Source organism: Limimaricola soesokkakensis (assembly GCF_900172345.1).
GTDB lineage: Bacteria > Pseudomonadota > Alphaproteobacteria > Rhodobacterales > Rhodobacteraceae > Limimaricola > Limimaricola soesokkakensis.
In genome coordinates this window covers 512183-529925 of record NZ_FWFY01000002.1, presented here as the reverse complement: position 1 = coordinate 529925, position 17743 = coordinate 512183, and the positions used below count along the sequence as shown (strand labels likewise).

The following is a 17743-nucleotide window of genomic DNA, read 5'->3' as shown; positions in this document are numbered from 1 at the left end:
CGGTGCCTGCCGGTCAACCGGCACCGCGCGAGGAGGTTCCGCGTCTCTACTCTGCCGCGAGCTGCCCGGAGCCCGCGGCTCCGATCACCGCGATCTCGGCGATCACCCCCGACAGACGCGCCCGGAATGCCTCGAACCCCGAATGCGGTTCGATTCGCGCCTCGTCCATGTAAAGCGAGCGATCGATCTCGATCTGCACCGCGTGCTGGCGCCGCGAGGGACGGCCATATGTCTGAGTAACATAGGCGCCGGCGAAGGGCGTGTTGCGCGCCACCCTGAGGCCGGCAGCGGTGAAGGCGGCTTCGATCCGCGCCATCACCCGCGGCGCCGCGGCGGCGCCGTAGCGGTCGCCCAGCACCACATGCGGGCGCGGCCGGCCACGCGTGCCGGCCAGTTCGATCGCCTCATGCGGCATCGAGTGGCAATCGATCAGGATCGACTCGCCGAACTGTTCCAGGCTTTCGGCCAGGAGCGACTGCAGGGCGGCGTGGTAGGGGATCCAGCCGGTGTCGAGCCGCTCGCGCGCCTCGTCGAGGCCGATCTTGCCGGAATAGATCGCCCGGCCGCCAGCGACGACGCGGGGAATCACCCCCAGCCCGCTGGCGACGCGCGGGTTGTGCGCGCGTCGCACCACCCCCTCGACCAGCGCCGGATCGAGCTCGTCGGCGGCGCGATTCAGATCGACCCAGGCGCGCGGCACCCGCGCCGCCAGAAGCGGCGCGCCGTGCTCCGGCGCCGCCGCGAAAAGCTGGTCGACGAAGGCATCCTCGGAGGAGCGGATCAGCCGCGCATCAAGCCCGGTACGGGCCAGAAGCGACTTGGGATAATCACGCCCGGAATGGGGCGAGGCGAAGACGACGCAGCTGGTACGCGCCGCCGGTCGGGTCAGGTCGAAGGCGGCCATGCGCATGAACTCCGGGGGGCTCCGAGGGAAAGGATAGCTTGGAAACTTCTTCGGCCAAAACCCCTTGAACCCCTCCGCCGTTCCCCGTATAGCACCGCTCACCCGACGACGAACGGTGACCCGCAAGGGTCGCGGGACGTCTGACGGCCAGGGCGGTTAGCTCAGCGGTAGAGCACTTCGTTGACATCGAAGGGGTCACAAGTTCGAACCTTGTACCGCCCACCACGGATTTCACCGGCCCCCAACTTCGGGGGCCGAATTTTGCAACCACGGCGCAATCGCCGCGCCGCGACAAGGAGAGAGCACCATGAAGGTCGCCAACTCGCTTCGTTCGCTCAAGCAGCGCCATCGCGATTGCCGCGTCGTGCGCCGCAAGGGCCGCGTCTACGTCATCAACAAGACGCAGCGCCGCTTCAAGGCCCGCCAGGGCTGAAGCCGGCGATCCGCTCCCGCAGCGGATACAGGGATCAGGGGCCGCCTCCGAAAGGAGGCGGCCCTTTCCTTTTGTCGCATTCGAAGCTCCATCGTAACGTAGGAAGCCCGGCTTCGCCGCGAAGCTGAGGGGCCTCCCGGCGGAAGCGCCCCCCCTGCGAGAGGGAGGGGCCGCGCCTCAGGGATTGACGATATCGGTGACGGAATCGGCAAGAAGCCGCACCACCGTCGCCTCGTCGAGATAGCCCGTCGCCTCGATCTCGCGCGCTCGCTGGTAGCGCCGGATCGCCCGGCGGGTGGCCTCATCGAAGCTACCATCCACCTCGCCGGGCTCCAGCCCTTGCGCGTCGAGCCGCTGCTCCACCAGGCGCGCCGTCAGCGCGTTGAGCCCGAGATCGCGCTCGACCTGCTCGGCCGCGGCGCGGGCGTCGCTCTGCGCGACCTCCTGGCGCAGCGCCGCGATCTTCGCCTCGGCCTCCTCCTTGAAGCTGCCCTCGGGATAGGCGCGCTGGTAATCGCGATAAGCCTCGATCGTGTCGGCCTCGCGGGCCCTGTCCCAGGCGGCGCGGTCCTCGGCCTGCGCGGCCCGGCGCTTTTCCTCCTCGATCAATGCCAGCCGGTCGGCCGCCGTCTCGGCAAAGAGCCCGTCCGGGTAGCGGTCGAGATAGGCCCTGAGCCCCGGCTCGTCGCCCCGGGCGCCAGTTTCATCCCAGAAGGACCGGTCGGCGCGGGCCGCCTGCTCGCGCTGCCGCTCGGCCTCGGCCTCGAGTTCGGCGGCGCGCCGCGCGGCCTGCGCGTCGATTCGGCTGATCTGCTCCGGCGTCAGATAGGAGGTCTGGGAGAACCCGTTCTGCTGCTGCCAGTTGCTGATCGCCTGACGGGTGCCGGGACCAAAGATGCCGTCGATGCCACGGGTGTTGAAATCGAGCAGGCTCAGGCTGCGCTGGATGTCGCGGCGCTGGTCGCGGCTGAGGCCGATCGCCTCCTCGGCCAATCGCGCATCGCGATCGGGTTCGGCGATGATCTCGGCGATGGCGGCCTCGGCGGCTTCGGCATTGGCGCCGCGCGGGTAGCGCGCGAGGTAGTCGCGATAGGCCTCGATCGTGCCCAGCGCCACCGTGCCGCGCCAAAGGGCCGCCTCGGCCGCGGGATCGGCCTCCGGCGTGGCGACCGTGGGCGTTTCGGGCCGTTCGGGCATGAAGATGCGGGCGCGCGGCAGGTAGCCCTGCGCCTCCAGCTCCTCGGCCTCGCGAATTGCGGCGCTGAGATCGCCGCGTGGCTCGGCCAGCGGGCCCTGCATGAACCGCGCCACGGCGCGGGGGCTGCCGGTCAGCACCGTGACACCTTGCGGAATCTCCAGCGCGCCCAGCCCCTCGCCGACCCACGGGTCGAAGGAGTTGGAGCCGTCCGGCTCGACCGCGATCAGCAGCAGCGACCGCCCCGGCGCCTCGGCCAGCGCCCGCAGCACCCCCTCGACCGGCAGCGCCGCAGCACCAGGGTTCAAGAGCCCCGGCCCCTCAGCCTCGGCGGTGAGGAACCAGCTGCGCGCGCCATCCGTGGCGAAGCGACCCGAGAGCGCCACCACCAGACGGTTCGCCTCCGGCACCCGTTCGAGCCAGTCTCGGGCGATGTCGGCGGTGCTTCCAGCCCGGCCGTTGGGCAGCGCGAAGACCTCGAATCCCAGCCCGCGCAGTTCGTCGGCTGCTTCGATGATCTCGGTCCCGCGCGACAGCCGTCCCAGCGTCTCGTAGCGCTCGGTCCCCAGAAGCAGCGCCGCATCCTGCGCCAGCGCCGCGCCGGCCCAGAAAATGAGCGCGGTGCTCGTCAACAGATGGCGCATTCGGGGCTCCTCCTTGTTCTTTCGCGTTCGTTCGCGCGGCCAGACTGGCCCGACCGGGCCGCGTCATCAAATAGCAACTTCGTGGTGGCGGGTCGAAAAGGGACCCCGACACGGAAAAGGGAGACGGGTTTCCCCGCCTCCCTTCCCGGAATGCAACCGATCGAGGGAGATCAGTTGAACGAATAGACGATCGACACGCCAAGGGTGTTGTCGGTGTCGTCGTCACCGGGCGCCGGGTCGGTGCGGTACTCGGTGAACAGGTTGGTGCGCATCGCGAGCGCGTTGTTCATCGCGACGGTGACGCCCAGATCGTTGGTGACATAGGTGTCGGCGTCGGAGGCGATCACGTCGGTGTCGTTGGTGATGAACAGGTCCGGCGAAATCCGGTTGAAGTAGTTCGACGACACGGACAGCGCGGCCTCGTCGATCTCTTCGCCCTCGGCGGTCTCGAGGTAGCGGTAGCCCGGACCGGCCTGGATCGACCACTGCACGTCGGGGGTGTTGAACACGCGGTAGCCCACGCCGACGCCGACGAAGGCGTCGGTTTCGAAGGTGTCGTCCTCGTCATAGGCCACGACCGCGGTGCCGAAGCCGTAGAAGGTGTCCGAGAAGTCGCGGGTGTAGTCGTAGCCGGCGAGCAGACGGTTCAGGTCGTCCTCTTCCTCTTCGGCGTCGAAGTAGGAGTAGCTCAGCTTGACCTCGTGGCCGTTGACGCCGTCGAAGAAGCCGAAGCGGGCACCGAGGCCGAGGGTCGCGGTGTCGTCATTGCCGCTGGTGGCGGTGCCGCGGGCCGAGATCGAGCCGGTGAAACCGAGTTCACGGCCTTCGTTGCCAAAGGTCGGGTCTTCGACTTCGAAGTCGTCCTCGATGTCCTCGTCGAGATCCTCCAGCGTGTCGTCGAGCTGGTTCTCGGAGCTGAAGACCGGGCTGTTGACGTCGTCGAAGTTCTGAGCGGCGGCGGCAGTGCCCATCAGGCCGAGGATGGTCGAGGCCATCAGCAGTTTGTAAGTGGCAGTCATTTCATTGTCCTTTCGGTTCCAGAGGCCGGCCTGTGACCGGTTCCGTTGCGGGTTCCATGGTCGCTGAACGCGGCCTTCGCAAATCCGATCCCCTCCTGCAACCGAAGGCACACGAGAGGGGCATTTTTGCAACACGACATCGTTCCGCCCCCTTCGCTCCGGAATATGAACCGGCCCGACGCAGGGTCAAACACAATTAACGTTACGGAATGCAGCACGGCCTCGGCCGGAGTGAGGCTGTTGCAAATTGGCAACTCATTGGTGACCAGCTAGGGTCAGCGCTGCCCATAGAGACGGAAATAGGCCCAGTCGGGCAGGAACTGACCGCTGCGCATCAGCAGGGAGGTGCCATAGGGAAAGTTCATCTTGAACCGGTCCGAGCTCATATGCTCGAACATCTCGCGCGCCGCGCGGGCGGGCTCCATCGCGAAGGGAGCGGGCGCGTCCGAGCGCTCACCTAGGCGGGTGCGCATCGCGCCCGGGTTGACGAGCTGAACCTCGACCCCGCTGCCTCTCAGATCATGGTGCAGCGACTCGGCCAGATGCATCACCGCCGCCTTGGAAGCGCCGTAGCCCACCGATCGTGGCAATCCACGGAACCCGCTCAGCGCCCCGGTCAGCACGACATGGCCGCGTCCCCGCGATAGCATCCCCGGCAGCACGGCGCCGACGATCCGGGCGGGGCCGATGTAATTGACCGCCGCCATCTCCTCGAGCCGGGCCTCGTCCCAGTCACGCGCGCTCATCGGCCAGCAGGTCCCCACGAGGCAGGCCACCCCGTCGATCTCGCCTGCGTCCGACGCGGCCGCCTGCACCGCCTTGGCATCGGTGACGTCGAGCGGCAGCACCGTGGCACGGCCCGGCAACGCCGCCGCGAGCGCCTCGAGCCGATCGCGCCCGCGCGCGCTCAAGACAAGTTCCACGCCCGACCGGCTCAGGCAGAAGGCAAGCTCGCGCCCCAGCCCTTCGCTCGCGCCGACCAGCCAGTACCGCTTGCCTTGCCAGTCCCGCACCTGCCCTGCCCTCCATCCTATGCGTCGCCAAGACAACCGGGCCGCCGCGTAGCGGTTCCGGCAGCCTCGGACCCCGGTTCCGGCCCCGCACCGCACAACACCTGTTCGTGCACGAGGCTGACGCAACGCGATATTCGGACCTAGATGTCGGCGATCCGCAGCAACCGAGGAGCGATCATGGGACGTCTGCAGAACGGCGAATGGCAGGATGTCTGGTACGACACGAAATCGACCGGCGGCAAATTCGAGCGCACGACCACCAAGTTCCGCAACTGGATCACGCCCGATGGCCGCCCCGGCCCCACGGGCGAGGGCGGTTTCGAAGCCGAATCCGGCCGTTATCACCTGTTCGTCTCCTATGCCTGTCCCTGGGCACACCGGGCGCTGATCTTTCGCGCCCTGAAGGGGCTCGATGCGCATATCGATGTCAGCATCGTGCATCCCGAAATGCTGTCGGATGGCTGGGAATTCCGCACCGATTTCGCCGGCGCCACCGGCGATCGCCTGTTCGGCCTGCCTTTCCTGCGCGATATCTATACCCGTGCCGATCCAAAGATCTCCGGCCGGGTCACGGTGCCGGTGTTGTGGGACAAGCAGCGCGACACAATCGTCTCGAACGAGAGCGCCGAGATCATCCGAATGCTGAACGGCGCCTTCGACGAGATCACCGGCAATCGCGACGATTACTGGCCGGAGGCGCTGCGCGACGGCATCGAAGAGGTCAACGAGCGCGTCTATCACACGGTCAATAACGGCGTGTACAAGGCGGGCTTCGCCACCTCGCAGGAGGCCTATGACGAGGCGGTGGAAGACCTGTTCGACAGCCTCGATTGGCTCGAGGCGCGGCTGTCCGAGAACCGCTATCTCATGGGGGATCGGATCACCGAGGCCGATTGGCGGCTGTTTACCACGCTGATACGCTTCGACACGGTCTATCACGGGCATTTCAAGTGCAACCGCGCCAAGCTCGTCGAATACCCGAACCTGTGGGGCTACACGCGGGAACTCTACCAGTGGCCCGGCGTCGCCCCGACGGTGCATTTCGGCCATATCACGCATCACTACCATTACAGCCACGAGACGATTAACCCGCACCGCATCGTGCCGATCGGCCCGGATCTCGACCTGATGGCGCCGCATGGGCGCGACGAGATCGGCGCACGCGACGCCGCCTGAGCCGCCTGTCTTCGCCTCAAGCCCTCCAACCGCCCCGTTCCGCTTGTGAACCGGGCGGTTTTCGGTTTGAACCGCCGCCATGAGCACGCAAAGCCCCACCACCTGGATCACCATCTGCGACACCTGCAAGCGCGAGGGCTGGGACGAAACCTCCGGCGCGACCGATGGTGAACGCCTCGCCAACCTCGTCGAGCAGGCGGCCGAGGGCCTGCCGGTGCGCACCCGCCGCACCTCCTGCCTGATGGGCTGCCAACAAGGCTGCAACGTCGCGGTGCAGGCAGCGGGCAAGCTGAACTACACGTTGGGCCGGTTCGAGGTTTCCGAGGAAGCCGCGCGCGGCATCGTCGACTGGGCGGTGCTGCATGGCGAGAGCGCGACGGGCCAGGTGCCCTACAGGACATGGCCGCAGGCGGTGAAGGGGCATTTCGTGACCCGCCATCCGCCGCTGCCGGACGCCGAATGAGCGACGCGACCCTGACGAGCCGCGATCATGGCGGCGGCCTCGACGCGGCAATCGCCCGGCATGGCGGCACGCGCGAGGGCTGGCTCGACCTCTCGACCGGCATCAACCCGGTGCCTTACCCGGTAGGCGCCCTGCCCTTCGACGCCTGGACCGCGCTGCCAGACCGGGCCGCGCAGGACCGGCTGGTCGCCGCCGCGCGCCGGTTCTGGCGGGTGCCGGAGGGCGCCGCGATCCTAGCCGCGCCCGGGGCCTCGGCGCTGATCGCGCGGCTGCCGCGCCTTGCGCCGACCGGCGCGGTGCGCATCCCCGGCCCCACCTATAACGAGCACGAGGCGGCCTTTGCCGCCGCCGGCTGGAAGATCACCACCCGCTCGGCCAAGGCACAGGTGGCGGTGCACCCCAACAACCCCGATGGCCGAATCTGGCAGGCCTCGGAGATCACCGCCGGTTTCGCCGTGATCGACGAAAGCTTCTGCGACATCCGTCCCGACGCGTCTCTCGTGGCCCTTGCGGGGCGCCCCGGCACGGTGGTGCTCAAGAGCTTCGGCAAGTTCTGGGGTCTCGCCGGGCTGCGCCTCGGCTTCGCCATCGCCGAGCCCGCGCTGATCGAGGCGCTGGCTGAGAGCCTCGGGCCTTGGCCCGTCTCCGGACCGGCGCTGGCCATCGGCGCGCGGGCGCTCGAGGATCAGGGCTGGGCCAGGACGACACGCGAACGGCTGAGGTCGGACGCGGCGCGGCTCGACGCGATGCTGACTGCCCGGGGGGCGAGCGTCGCCGGAGGCACCGACCTGTTCCGCCTTTATGAGGTGGAGGACGCGGCGGCCTGGCAGGAACGGCTGGCCCGTGGCCATGTCTGGAGCCGGATTTTCCCGTGGTCGGCCACGCATCTGCGGCTCGGCCTGCCCGCCCCCGATCGCTGGGGGCAGATCGAGGCCGCGCTGTGAGCCTCTGGCTGCTGATCGCCATGGCGCTCGATGCGGTGTTCGGCGAGCCCGAGGAGATCTGGAGCCGGGTGCCGCACCCGGCGGTGCTGATGGGGCGGGTGGTTGGCTGGTTCGATCGCAGCCTCAACACCGGCGGCCCGGCGCGCGGGCGCGGCGTGCTGACCTGCGCGGCGCTGGTGTTCGGCGCCTATTCGCTGGGCGAGGCGCTGGCTGCCCTGCCCGGCCCCTTTGCCGAGATCCTCGTCATGGCGATCCTGCTCGCGCAGCGCAGCCTCGTCGATCACGTTCGCGCCGTGGCCACCGGCCTACGGCAATCGCTCGCCGAGGGGCGCCGCACGGTTTCGATGATCGTCGGGCGCGACACGGCCGCGATGGACGAGGCGGCCGTGGCCCGCGCCGCGATCGAGAGCGCCGCCGAGAACCTCTCCGACGGCGTCACCGCCCCGGCCTTCTGGTTCCTGATCGGCGGGCTGCCGGGGCTGCTGATCTACAAGATCGTCAACACCGCCGATTCGATGATCGGCTACCGCACGCCGCGCCATGAGGGCTTCGGCTGGGCCTCTGCCCGGCTCGACGACGTGATGAACTGGATCCCCGCGCGCCTGACCGCGCTGCTGATCTGGCTGGTCTCGGGGCGCCCCGGCCCTTGGCGCGAGATTTCGGCCGATGCCCGGCTGCACCGATCCCCCAACGCTGGCTGGCCCGAGGCGGCGATGGCGCGTGCGCTGGGCGTGGCGCTGTCGGGCCCGCGCGCCTATCACGGCCGAATGCAGGACTTCCCCTGGGTCCATCCACAAGGCCTGCGCGAGATCGGCGCGGCAGCGGTCGAGGCCGCCTGCGCCATGCTGTGGAAGGCATGGGCGGCGGGACTTTGCGTGGTGATCGTGCTGGCGTGGACGTGAGTTGCCCCCGCCGGTGGCCGCTGTCAGGCTCCGCCGCGACCCGCAATTGTCAGGACATTTACATATGCGCCATACCGCCCGTCTCGCCGCCCCGCTGATCCTCGCGGCCCTGCCCGCCTTCGCGCAGGCCCAGGAAGCCACCGGCCCCAAGCCGCCCTGTGGCGGCGATTTCGGCGCCTGGGTCGAAGGGGTGAAGGCCGAGGCCGCCGCGATGGGCCATGCGCCTGATACGGTGAACATCTTCTTCTCGGGCGTGCGCCCCGACCAGTCGGTGCTGCAGGCCGACCGCGCGCAGGGCGTGTTCCAGCGCGATTTCATCGACTTCTCGCGCCGGCTGATCTCGGAGAACCGCATCGCCAATGGCCGCGCCAACGCCGAGAAATACGATTCGACCTTCGACCGGATCGAGGCCGACTACGGCGTGCCGCGTGGCGTGCTGCTGGCCTTTTGGGCCTTCGAGACCGATTACGGCGCGGTGCAGGGCGACTTCAACACCGCCAACGCGCTGGCGACGCTGGCGCATGACTGCCGCCGCCCCGAGCTGTTCCGCCCGCAACTCCTCGCTGCCGTGGAGCTCTATGCGCAGGGCGGCATCGACCCCGCCTCGACCACCGGCGCCTGGGCGGGCGAGATCGGTCAGGTGCAGATGCTGCCCGAGGACATCATCGAGAACGGCATGGATGGCGACGGCGATGGCCGCGTCGACCTGAAGGGCTCGGCCCGCGACGCGCTGCTGTCGGGCGGCAAGATGCTCTCGAGCCTTGGCTGGCGCGCGGGCGAGCCCTGGCTCCAGGAAATCACCTTGCCCGAGACGCTCGACTGGAGCCTGACCGGGCTCGATACGCAGCGGCCCGTCTCGGAATGGCAGGCGCTCGGCGTTTCGGCGCGCAATGGCGATCTCGGCTCCGCCGATCTGCCCGCCTCGGTGCTGCTGCCGATGGGCAAGGACGGCCCCGCCTTCCTCGCCTATCCGAACTTCCGGGTCTATTTCGAATGGAACCAGAGCCTCGTCTACGTCACCACCGCCGCCTATTTCGCCAACCGGCTCGAGGGCGCACCGGTCTATGACGCGGGTAACCCGGCCCCGGGCCTCTCGGGCGAGCAGATGGTCCGGTTGCAGGAAAAGCTGCAGGCGCGCGGCTACGACGTGGGCGGCGCCGACGGCATTCTGGGCGAGATGACCCGGCAGGCGGTGCAGGCTGAACAGCAGCGGCTGGGCCTGCCCGCCGATGCCTGGCCGACCCCAGCGCTACTCGAAGCGCTCTGAGGCGCGAAGGAAACGCCCGGGAACCTTCCAGCCCGGGAAGGGCGTTGCGGGGGCAAGTCTCCAACGAAGGGGAGCCCCCGCGATGGCCCAGGCCCAACTCTACCGCATGTCGATGCCCAAGCATCACTGCCCCTTCGGGCAGAAATCCCTGCACCTTCTGAAATCAAAGGGATACGAAGTCGAGGATCACGAACTGACCACGCGCGAGGCGACCGACGCCTTCATGCGCGAGCACGACGTGAAGACGACGCCTCAGGCCTTCATCGATGGCAAGCGCATCGGTGGCTACGACGATCTGCGCGCGCATTTCGACATGAAACCCGCCAAGCCCGAGGGCACGACCTACCAGCCGGTGATCGCGATCTTCGGCATGGGGCTGGCGCTCGCCATCGCGGTGACATGGGTGGCGCTGGGCAGCTTCCTCGCTTGGCAGACCATCGGCTGGTTCATCTCGATCTCAATGTGCCTGCTGGCGCTGCAGAAGCTGCGTGACGTGGAGAGTTTCACCAACGGGTTTCTCAATTATGATCTGCTGGCGCAGCGCTGGGTGCCCTATGCCTATGTCTATCCCTGGGCCGAGGGGATCGCGGGGGTGCTGATGACGGCGCTGCTGCTGACCTGGTTCTCGGCGCCGCTGGCGCTGTTCATCGGCACGGTCGGCGCGATCTCGGTCATCAAGGCCGTCTGGATCGACAAGCGCGAGTTGAAATGCGCCTGTGTCGGCGGCGACAGCAACGTGCCCTTGGGGTTCATCTCGCTCACCGAGAACGTGATGATGGCCGGGATGGGCCTGTGGATGCTGATCCGGCTGCTGCTCTGAGCCTTTACAATTCCGCAGCCGATGCACATTATATCGGCCATACGGTAGCGATCGGTCGATGATGTCTCATCCCTGATCAGGGCCCCGCAGAGTTGCCGCTCTGCGGGGTTTCTCTTTGCCGGGATTACTTCCCGACCCAGAGACGGACGGCAGTCAGCGCCAGCGTTGCCACTGCGACGACCACCATCCACTTACGGTAGCTGGCTTCGGTCAATGCATATCACCTCCCCTCGCCGCGAAGTGTCGCGGCAAGAGGAAGTCTTGCCAAATACGGCGAATTATCTCAAGTGTTCTTGTTTGGTTCTTCAATCACGAGTTGCTTCGTCCCCGAAGCAACCAGTCAGGCGACCATCTGCTCGGCCTTGCGCAGATCCACCGAGACGAGCTGGCTCACACCCTGTTCGCCCATGGTGACGCCATAGAGCCGGTCCATCCGCGCCATCGTCACCGCGTGGTGGGTGATGATCAGGAAACGGGTGTCGGTGCGGCGGGTCATCTCGTCGAGCAGGTCGCAGAACCGGGTGACGTTCGCGTCGTCGAGCGGCGCATCGACCTCGTCGAGCACGCAGATCGGCGCCGGATTGGCGAGGAACACCGCGAAGATCAGCGCCAGCGCGGTCAGCGTCTGTTCGCCGCCCGACAGCAGCGACAGCACCGAGAGCTTCTTGCCTGGCGGCTGGCACAGGATTTCGAGCCCGGCTTCGAGCGGGTCGTCGCTCTCGACCAGAGTGAGCCGCGCCTCGCCGCCGCCGAACAGATGCGTGAACAGCGTGCCGAAGTTCTCGTTGACCTGGCTGAACGCGGCAAGCAGCCGCTCGCGCCCCTCGCGATTGAGGCTGCCGATGCCCTGACGAAGGGCGCGGATCGCCTCTTCGAGATCGGCCTTCTCGGCGACGAGGCCGTCATGCTCGGTGCGGATCGCCTCGGCATCCTCCTCGGCGCGCAGGTTGACCGAGCCCAGCGCGTCGCGCTGACGGCGCAGCTGCGCGACCTTGGCCTCGACCTCCTCGGTGGGCGGCGGCGCGAGCGCGCCGATCTCCAGCGTTTCGAACAGCGCCTCGGGCGTGGTCTCCAGCGTCTCCTCGATCCGTTCCGCCGCCTGGGTCGCGGCGGTGCGGGCGGCCTCGGCGCGCGCCTCGGAGGCGGCGCGACGCTCGCGCGCCTCGGAGGCGGCGCGCTCGGCGGCGCGTTCGGCGGCCTGCGCATCCGAAAGCGCGCCCTCGGCCGTACGCAGCGCCTCGGCGGCGGCGTCGCGCCGCGCCTCGGCCTCGGCAATGCCCGCATCCAGCGTGCGCCGCTCGGCAAAGATCGCCTCGGGCCGCTCGCGGGCGCGCTCCAGCTCCGCCTCGGTCTCGCTACGGCGCGCGGTCAACTCGCCAACCCGGCCCCGCGCGGTCTCGGCGCGCTGACGCCAGCCGTCGAGCTCGCGCGCCACCGCTTCGGCGCGCCGCGCCCGGGCCTCGCCGTTGCGGCGGATCTCGTCGGCTTCGGAGCGGCGGGTGATCATGGTGATCCGCGCCGCCTCGACCAGCTGGCGGCCCTGTTCCACGGCCTCGCGCGCCGCGTCGAGATCATCCAGATCACGCAGCCCGGCCTCGGCCTCGACCAGCGCCTCGCGCCCGGCACGGCCCTCGGCCTCGTGCCGGCCCATCGCCTCGCTCGCGGCATCGCGGCGGGTCTGGGCGCGGCCCTTCTCGCCCTCGGCACGGCTGAGCGCGCGCGCGGCCTCCGAAAGCGCCGTCTCGGCGGCGCGGCGGGCGCTGCGGGCGCGGGCGTCGACCTCCTTCGCGCGCTCCAGCGCGGCCGCGGCGTCGGCATGGCGCTCGGTCAGCTCCTCCAGCTTCGCCTCGATCACCTCCAGTTCACCGCGCAGCGCCGCGAGTCGGTTCATCTGCTCCAGCCGCAGCGCCGCCGCCGAGGGCGCGTCTTCGGCCCCGGCGCGGTAGCCGTCCCAGCGCCACAGATCGCCCTCGCGGCTGACTAGGCGCTGACCGGGCTTCAGGCGCCCTTGCAGCGCCGCGCCCCGATCGCGCGCGACCACGCCGACCTGCGCCAGTCGGCGGCCCAGCAGGCCCGGTGCATGGACGAGGTCCGCCAAAGGCTCGGCGCCATCGGGCAGCGGCTGGTCGGCGTCGTAGCCGGGCAACTCGGCCCAGCCGGTCGTGCCGCGCGCATCGACCACGGGAGCCTTCAACTCGTCGCCCAGCGCCGCGCCCAGCGCCTTTTCGAAGCCCGGCTTGACCTTCAGCAGGTCGAGAAGCTGCTGGCCCTTGCCGTCGCTGCGCTCGACCAGGCGCGCCAGACCAGCGACCTCGGCGCGCAGCGCCTTGGCCTCGCCCTCGACGCCCGCGCGGGCGGCCCGTGCCTCGGCCTCGTCGGATTGCGCCTGCGCGCGCTCCGTCTCGGCCCGGGCCAGATCGGCCTCGGCGGCCTCGGCCGCGACCTTTGCCTGGGTCTCGGCCTCGACGGCCGCGGCCAGCACGGTTTCGGCCTGTGACGCGGCGGTGCCGGCGGCGTCGAGCTGGGCCTTCGTCTGCGTCGCCGCCTCGGCGCTCTTGGCGATACGGGTCCGGGCCTCCGCCACCAACCGCTGCGCCGATTGATGCCGCGCCGCGAGCCGGGCGGTGTCCTCGGTGCGCTGGCCTTGGGCATGCTCTGCCTCGGACAGGATCTCGCCCGCCTCGCGGGCCACCGCCTCGACCTGCGCCAGCCGCGCCTCGTGCCCCTGCCCGGCCTGAGCCAGCTCCGCCGCCTCGGCCTCGAGCGCGCGCATCGTCTCGCCCGCGTCGCGGTCGAGCACGCTTTCGCGTTCCATGTCGCGGTCGAGCTGTTCGATCCGCGCGCCCAGGGCCCGGATCGCTCCCCGCGCCCGCTTTTCCTGATCGAGCAGCCGATCCCGCTCGGCCTCTTGGCGGTTCAGCACGGCGGCGGCGATCGTCGCCTCCTCGCGCAGGGGCGGCAACGCGGCCTCGGCGGCGGCGCGCGCCTCGACCGCGCGGGCGGCGAGCCCGTCGGCCCGGGCGGCGGCCTGCGCCATCTCGCGCAGCTCCTCCTCGGCGGCGCGGCGCATCGTCTCGGAGGCGTTCCAGCGCAGCCACAACAACAATCCCTCGGCCGCGCGCAGCGCCGTGCCGATCTCGCGGTAGCGCGCCGCCGTGCGGGCCTGCCGCGCCAGCGTCGCGAGCTGCGCCGCCTGGCTCTCGACCACGTCGTCGACGCGGGACAGGTTCTGCTCGGCCCCGCGCAGCTTAAGCTCGGCCTCGTGGCGGCGCTGGTACAGGCCGGAGATGCCCGCGGCCTCTTCGAGGATGCGGCGACGCGCCGTCGGCTTGGCGTTGATCAGCTCGGAGATCTGGCCCTGCCGCACGAGGGCGGGCGATTGCGAGCCGGTCGAGGCGTCGGCGAAGAGCATCTGCACGTCGCGGGCGCGGACTTCCTTGCCATTGAGCCGGTAGGCCGAACCGAGATCGCGGGTGATGCGGCGCACGATCTCCAGCGTGTCGGCATCGTTGAAGGCGGCCGGTGCGAGCCGCTCGCCATTGTCGATGGAGAGCGTCACCTCGGCATGGTTGCGCGCGGGACGGGTCGCGGCGCCGGCGAAGATCACGTCCTCCATACCACCGCCGCGCATCGCGGTGGGGCGGTTCTCGCCCATCACCCAGCGCAGCGCCTCCAAAAGGTTCGACTTGCCGCAGCCATTGGGCCCCACCACGCCGGTCAGCCCGTCATCGATCACCAGATCGGTCGGGTCGACGAAGCTCTTGAAGCCGTTCAGCCGCAGCCGGGAGAATCGCATGAAAGCCGCCCTCGTTCGCGCTCGTGGTCGCGCGCCTATGCGGGAAAGGGGGGCGCGAAGTCAACGCGCGCGGCCCTTTGCGCGCGGGGTTCCGCCGCGTTTCGCCCGCAACGGCCAAGCCATTCGACCAAGGCTTGGCGCTTGACGCGGGGCGGTGCGACAGCGCAGAACGAAGGCGCAAGGTTCCCCGATGCGGCGCGAAGCGCCCGAGGGGAGGAAATCGGGAATGCGGAAGGGGCCGATCCAGTCAGGAGGCCCCCGGCCGCAGCCGCCCCCGCGACTGTAAGCGGTGAGCGTCCCTTCGAAACCACTGGGAGAGATCCCGGGAAGGTGGAGGGATGCCACGACCCGCGAGCCAGGAGACCGGCCCTGCGCGATGAAACCCAGGACCCCGTCGGGTGGACGGGACAGGAGAACTGACATGACGACCAAGACCATCGCTTCCTCGGGCACGCTTTCCGAGATCGCCACCATCGCCTTCGCCGCCGTGTTCGGCCTCGGGCTGATCTTCGCCGCGGGCTTCAGCCACGCCGGCGGCATGCATGACGTGGCCCATGATTCGCGCCACGCCACCGGCTTTCCCTGCCACTGATCGCACGATCATGCTGAAACAGATCGGGGCCAGCGCATTGTTCGCCGGCCTGGCCGCAGGCGTGTTCGCCGCACTCCTGCAGCTGTGGTTCGTCGTGCCCCTCCTGATGGAAGCCGAGCTCTACGAGTCCGGCGCGCGGGCGCATTTCACCGATGGCCATATCGGATCGGATGCCGGGGCGCCCCCGCTGGGCGACGCCATGGGGCGCCATCTGGGCACGCTCGCCATCAACATCGTCGGCTGGATCGGCTTCGGCTTCGTGCTGGCGGCGGGCTTCGCGCTCGCGGCCCGGCGCGGCGTCGAGGTGGATGCGCGGCGCGGGCTGTTGTGGGGGCTCGGCGGCTTCGTGGCGCTGTCGCTGGCGCCGGCCTTCGGGCTGCCGCCGGAACTGCCGGGCACCTTTGCCGCCGAGATCGGCGAGCGCCAGACTTGGTGGGCCTTTTGCGTGATCGCGACCGCGCTGGGCCTCGCGCTGATGGCCTTCGGTCGCGGCCCGGCCTGGCTCGCTGGCGGGGTGGCGCTGATCGCCGCGCCGCATCTGATCGGCGCGCCGCATCTCGACCGCTACTTTGGCAGCGCCGCACCGGAGCTGGCCGCCATGTTCTCGGCGCGCGCGCTCGGGGTCTCGGCCGCCGCTTGGGCTTTCCTGGGTCTCGCCGCCGGCTGGATCTGGTCGCGCGAGGCCTAGCCTGGGATGCGCCCCACCAGCCGGTGCCTGAGCCCGCCCAGCGGCCGCGCATCGGTGATGTCGCCGCCGGGCGCCTCGGCATAGAGATCGGCAAGAACATGGATCTCGGCCGCCTGCGTGGCCGGGTCCACCCCGGAGAAGAGATAGGCCGTCTTGCCCGCCCCCCGGATCGACAGGGCCACGGGCGAATGGCACAGATTGAGACAATCGACGAGGCGCAGCACGCAGCCCTCGCGCAGACCCTCGGCCACCGCCTCGGCCAGCGCCGCGCCACGTGGCGCCTGCCCCGGCGTAGCGCAGGTCGCGCAGATCGTGATGCAGTCCATTTCCACCCCCGGTGCTTTGGCACCGACCAGTAACGGATGACCCCGATGCCCGCAAAGATCCCCGCCACCGTCGTCACCGGCTTTCTCGGCGCCGGAAAGACCACGCTGATCCGTCACCTGCTCGAGAACGCCCGCGGCAAGCGCATCGCGCTCGTGATCAACGAATTCGGCGATCTCGGCGTCGATGGCGGCATCCTCAAGGGCTGCGGCATCGAGAGCTGCCGCGACGAGGACGTGGTCGAGCTGTCGAATGGCTGCATCTGCTGCACCGTGGCCGACGACTTCATCCCGACCATGGAAAAGCTCCTCGACCGCGACGAGCCGGTCGATCACATCGTGATCGAGACCTCCGGCCTCGCGCTGCCGCAGCCGCTGATCCGCGCCTTCAACTGGCCCGGTATCTCAACCCGCGTGACCGTCGACGGTGTCGTCACCGTGGTCGATGGCAAGGCGGTGGCCGAAGGCCGTTTCGCCCATGACATCGCCGCGATCGACGCCCAGCGCGCCGCCGATGACGGCCTCGACCACGAGACGCCGTTGTCGGAGCTGTTCGAGGACCAGATCGCCGCCGCCGACATGATCGTCGTCAACAAGACCGACCTCTTGGGCGCGGAGGAGGCCGAGGCGCTGGCCGCGAAGCTGAAATCCGAGGCCCGCGACGGCGTGCAGGTGGTGCGCGCCACTATGGGCGCGCTGCCCGTCGAAGTGCTGCTCGGCCAGGGGGCCGCGGCCGAGGCCGACATGGAGGCGCGCCACGAGGTGCATCACCACCACGATCACGACGACGAGGAGGACGACCACCACGACGCCGCGCATCACCACGGCCATGACGAGTTCGAGAGCTTCGTGGTGACGCGTCCCGAGGTGGCCGATCCGAAGGCCTTCGCCGCGCAGGTCGCCGAGGTGATCCGCGCGCATGACATCCTGCGGCTCAAGGGTTTCGTCGCAGTGACCGGCAAGCCGATGCGGCTGACGCTGCAGGCGGTGGGTCCGCGCATCGACACGCATTTCGACCGCCCCTTCGGTGCCGACCCCCGCGAGACCCGGCTGGTGGTGATCGGCGAGGCAGGACTCGACCGCGCGGCGATCGAGGCCGCGCTGGCGGCGTGAGCGTCACCGTGAAGCGGGCGCGCGCGACCGATCCCGGTCCGCGCGCGCTGATCGAGGCGAGCCAAGCGCTGATGCGTTCTCTCTACCCACCCGAGGAAAACCATTTCCTGCCGATCGAGGCGCTCGACGCTGCCGATATCCGGTTCTTCGCGGCCTATGAGGACGACGCGCCGCTGGGCTGCGGCGCGCTTCACGTGAAACCGGGCTATGGCGAGTTGAAATCGGTCTTCGTCGCCGAAGCGGCGCGTGGCCGCGGCGTGGGCGCCTTGCTCCTCGATCGGCTGGAGCGGACGGCGCGCGACGAGGCGCTGCCGCTGATCCGACTGGAGACGGGCGACAAGCTGGCCGCCGCCCATCGTCTCTATGCAAGGCACGGCTTCGCCGTGCGGGGCCCGTTCGGCGATTACGCCGAGAACGGGTCGAGCGTCTTCATGGAGAAGCGGCTGTGACC

General features: G+C 69.5%; 17 protein-coding genes, 1 tRNA gene and 1 riboswitch. Of the genes, 12 read left to right on the top strand and 6 right to left on the bottom strand.

Annotated features, from left to right (window positions below; all coding sequences use genetic code 11):
* Positions 1-46: 46 nt before the first annotated feature.
* Complete coding sequence (locus LOS8367_RS05310) at positions 47-910, bottom strand: N-formylglutamate amidohydrolase (protein WP_085895427.1); 864 nt, start codon at positions 908-910, stop codon at positions 47-49.
* Between the two features lie 144 nt (positions 911-1054).
* On the opposite strand from LOS8367_RS05310, the gene LOS8367_RS05305 reads away from it, so the two are divergent.
* Together LOS8367_RS05305 and ykgO are read left to right on the top strand one after the other, a co-directional pair.
* Positions 1055-1129: transfer RNA gene (locus LOS8367_RS05305), tRNA-Val, on the top strand.
* Positions 1130-1211: 82 nt separating this feature from the next.
* The gene (gene ykgO / locus LOS8367_RS05300) at positions 1212-1337 is read left to right on the top strand and encodes a type B 50S ribosomal protein L36 (RefSeq protein ID WP_008884645.1); all 126 of its coding nucleotides are present in this window, start codon (positions 1212-1214) and stop codon (positions 1335-1337) included.
* A gap of 177 nt (positions 1338-1514) precedes the next feature.
* Here the strand turns inward: ykgO and LOS8367_RS05295 are convergent, their stop codons facing one another.
* The 3 genes from LOS8367_RS05295 to LOS8367_RS05285 all read right to left on the bottom strand — a co-directional run bounded on the left by LOS8367_RS05295 (position 1515) and on the right by LOS8367_RS05285 (position 5208).
* Positions 1515-3176 (bottom strand): peptidoglycan-binding domain-containing protein, encoded by a 1662-nt coding sequence (locus LOS8367_RS05295; RefSeq protein ID WP_085895426.1) that lies wholly within the window; start codon positions 3174-3176, stop codon positions 1515-1517.
* A gap of 170 nt (positions 3177-3346) precedes the next feature.
* Positions 3347-4195 (bottom strand): DUF481 domain-containing protein, encoded by an 849-nt coding sequence (locus tag LOS8367_RS05290; RefSeq protein ID WP_085895425.1) that lies wholly within the window; start codon positions 4193-4195, stop codon positions 3347-3349.
* Positions 4196-4470: 275 nt separating this feature from the next.
* Positions 4471-5208, bottom strand: coding sequence for an SDR family NAD(P)-dependent oxidoreductase (locus LOS8367_RS05285; RefSeq protein ID WP_085895424.1), 738 nt, complete (start codon positions 5206-5208; stop codon positions 4471-4473).
* 177 nt (positions 5209-5385) lie between these two features.
* Here LOS8367_RS05285 and LOS8367_RS05280 point away from each other — a divergent pair, with 177 nt between their 5' ends.
* The 6 genes from LOS8367_RS05280 (at position 5386) to LOS8367_RS05255 (ending at position 10780) form a co-directional block, all read left to right on the top strand.
* Positions 5386-6384: a glutathione S-transferase family protein gene (locus LOS8367_RS05280; protein ID WP_085895423.1), complete on the top strand. Its 999-nt coding sequence runs from the start codon at positions 5386-5388 to the stop codon at positions 6382-6384.
* A gap of 79 nt (positions 6385-6463) precedes the next feature.
* A complete protein-coding gene (locus tag LOS8367_RS05275) occupies positions 6464-6847 on the top strand; it encodes a DUF1636 family protein (RefSeq protein ID WP_085895422.1) in 384 nt (127 codons plus the stop codon).
* Positions 6844-7791: a threonine-phosphate decarboxylase gene (locus LOS8367_RS05270; RefSeq protein ID WP_085895421.1), complete on the top strand. Its 948-nt coding sequence runs from the start codon at positions 6844-6846 to the stop codon at positions 7789-7791. The genes LOS8367_RS05275 and LOS8367_RS05270 overlap by 4 nt, the downstream gene beginning before the upstream one ends.
* A 20-nt stretch (positions 7792-7811) precedes the next feature.
* Positions 7812-8693 carry an adenosylcobinamide-phosphate synthase CbiB gene (gene cbiB, locus LOS8367_RS05265; RefSeq protein WP_242665511.1) on the top strand — a complete coding sequence of 294 codons (882 nt, stop codon included), beginning with the start codon at positions 7812-7814 and terminating at the stop codon, positions 8691-8693.
* Positions 8694-8757: 64 nt separating this feature from the next.
* A complete protein-coding gene (locus tag LOS8367_RS05260) occupies positions 8758-9960 on the top strand; it encodes a lytic murein transglycosylase (RefSeq protein WP_085895419.1) in 1203 nt (400 codons plus the stop codon).
* 82 nt (positions 9961-10042) lie between these two features.
* Complete coding sequence (locus tag LOS8367_RS05255; RefSeq protein ID WP_085895418.1) at positions 10043-10780, top strand: MauE/DoxX family redox-associated membrane protein; 738 nt, start codon at positions 10043-10045, stop codon at positions 10778-10780.
* Between the two features lie 340 nt (positions 10781-11120).
* Here the strand turns inward: LOS8367_RS05255 and smc are convergent, their stop codons facing one another.
* Complete coding sequence (smc, locus tag LOS8367_RS05250) at positions 11121-14576, bottom strand: chromosome segregation protein SMC (protein WP_085895417.1); 3456 nt, start codon at positions 14574-14576, stop codon at positions 11121-11123.
* A 163-nt stretch (positions 14577-14739) separates the two neighbouring features.
* A riboswitch (cobalamin riboswitch) is annotated at positions 14740-14962 on the top strand.
* Between the two features lie 35 nt (positions 14963-14997).
* Between smc and LOS8367_RS05245 the strand changes: the two genes are divergently transcribed.
* Positions 14998-15168, top strand: a complete 171-nt coding sequence (locus tag LOS8367_RS05245; RefSeq protein WP_085895416.1) for a CbtB domain-containing protein — start codon at positions 14998-15000, stop codon at positions 15166-15168.
* Between the two features lie 10 nt (positions 15169-15178).
* On the top strand, positions 15179-15856 hold the full coding sequence (locus LOS8367_RS05240; RefSeq protein ID WP_085895415.1) for a CbtA family protein: 678 nt from the start codon (positions 15179-15181) through the stop codon (positions 15854-15856).
* Here LOS8367_RS05240 and LOS8367_RS05235 read toward each other — a convergent pair.
* Positions 15853-16182 carry a DUF1636 family protein gene (locus tag LOS8367_RS05235; protein WP_085895414.1) on the bottom strand — a complete coding sequence of 110 codons (330 nt, stop codon included), beginning with the start codon at positions 16180-16182 and terminating at the stop codon, positions 15853-15855. The genes LOS8367_RS05240 and LOS8367_RS05235 overlap by 4 nt on opposite strands.
* A gap of 45 nt (positions 16183-16227) precedes the next feature.
* On the opposite strand from LOS8367_RS05235, the gene cobW reads away from it, so the two are divergent.
* The gene (cobW, locus tag LOS8367_RS05230; RefSeq protein ID WP_085895413.1) at positions 16228-17292 is read left to right on the top strand and encodes a cobalamin biosynthesis protein CobW; all 1065 of its coding nucleotides are present in this window, start codon (positions 16228-16230) and stop codon (positions 17290-17292) included.
* On the top strand, positions 17289-17741 hold the full coding sequence (locus LOS8367_RS05225; RefSeq protein WP_242665505.1) for a GNAT family N-acetyltransferase: 453 nt from the start codon (positions 17289-17291) through the stop codon (positions 17739-17741). Before cobW ends, LOS8367_RS05225 begins: the two co-directional genes overlap by 4 nt.
* The last annotated feature ends 2 nt before the right edge of the window (positions 17742-17743 follow it).

What these genes read in the sequence shown, in the direction of transcription:
- LOS8367_RS05310 (WP_085895427.1), bottom strand. Translation starts at nt 910, where the DNA reads ATGCGCATGGCCGCCTTCGACCTGACCCGACCGGCGGCGCGTACCAGC.
- ykgO (WP_008884645.1), top strand. Translation starts at nt 1,212, where the DNA reads ATGAAGGTCGCCAACTCGCTTCGTTCGCTCAAGCAGCGCCATCGCGAT.
- LOS8367_RS05295 (WP_085895426.1), bottom strand. Translation starts at nt 3,176, where the DNA reads ATGCGCCATCTGTTGACGAGCACCGCGCTCATTTTCTGGGCCGGCGCG.
- LOS8367_RS05290 (WP_085895425.1), bottom strand. Translation starts at nt 4,195, where the DNA reads ATGACTGCCACTTACAAACTGCTGATGGCCTCGACCATCCTCGGCCTG.
- LOS8367_RS05280 (WP_085895423.1), top strand. Translation starts at nt 5,386, where the DNA reads ATGGGACGTCTGCAGAACGGCGAATGGCAGGATGTCTGGTACGACACG.
- LOS8367_RS05275 (WP_085895422.1), top strand. Translation starts at nt 6,464, where the DNA reads ATGAGCACGCAAAGCCCCACCACCTGGATCACCATCTGCGACACCTGC.
- LOS8367_RS05270 (WP_085895421.1), top strand. Translation starts at nt 6,844, where the DNA reads ATGAGCGACGCGACCCTGACGAGCCGCGATCATGGCGGCGGCCTCGAC.
- cbiB (WP_242665511.1), top strand. Translation starts at nt 7,812, where the DNA reads ATGGCGCTCGATGCGGTGTTCGGCGAGCCCGAGGAGATCTGGAGCCGG.
- LOS8367_RS05260 (WP_085895419.1), top strand. Translation starts at nt 8,758, where the DNA reads ATGCGCCATACCGCCCGTCTCGCCGCCCCGCTGATCCTCGCGGCCCTG.
- LOS8367_RS05255 (WP_085895418.1), top strand. Translation starts at nt 10,043, where the DNA reads ATGGCCCAGGCCCAACTCTACCGCATGTCGATGCCCAAGCATCACTGC.
- smc (WP_085895417.1), bottom strand. Translation starts at nt 14,576, where the DNA reads ATGCGATTCTCCCGGCTGCGGCTGAACGGCTTCAAGAGCTTCGTCGAC.
- LOS8367_RS05245 (WP_085895416.1), top strand. Translation starts at nt 14,998, where the DNA reads ATGACGACCAAGACCATCGCTTCCTCGGGCACGCTTTCCGAGATCGCC.
- LOS8367_RS05240 (WP_085895415.1), top strand. Translation starts at nt 15,179, where the DNA reads ATGCTGAAACAGATCGGGGCCAGCGCATTGTTCGCCGGCCTGGCCGCA.
- LOS8367_RS05235 (WP_085895414.1), bottom strand. Translation starts at nt 16,182, where the DNA reads ATGGACTGCATCACGATCTGCGCGACCTGCGCTACGCCGGGGCAGGCG.
- cobW (WP_085895413.1), top strand. Translation starts at nt 16,228, where the DNA reads ATGCCCGCAAAGATCCCCGCCACCGTCGTCACCGGCTTTCTCGGCGCC.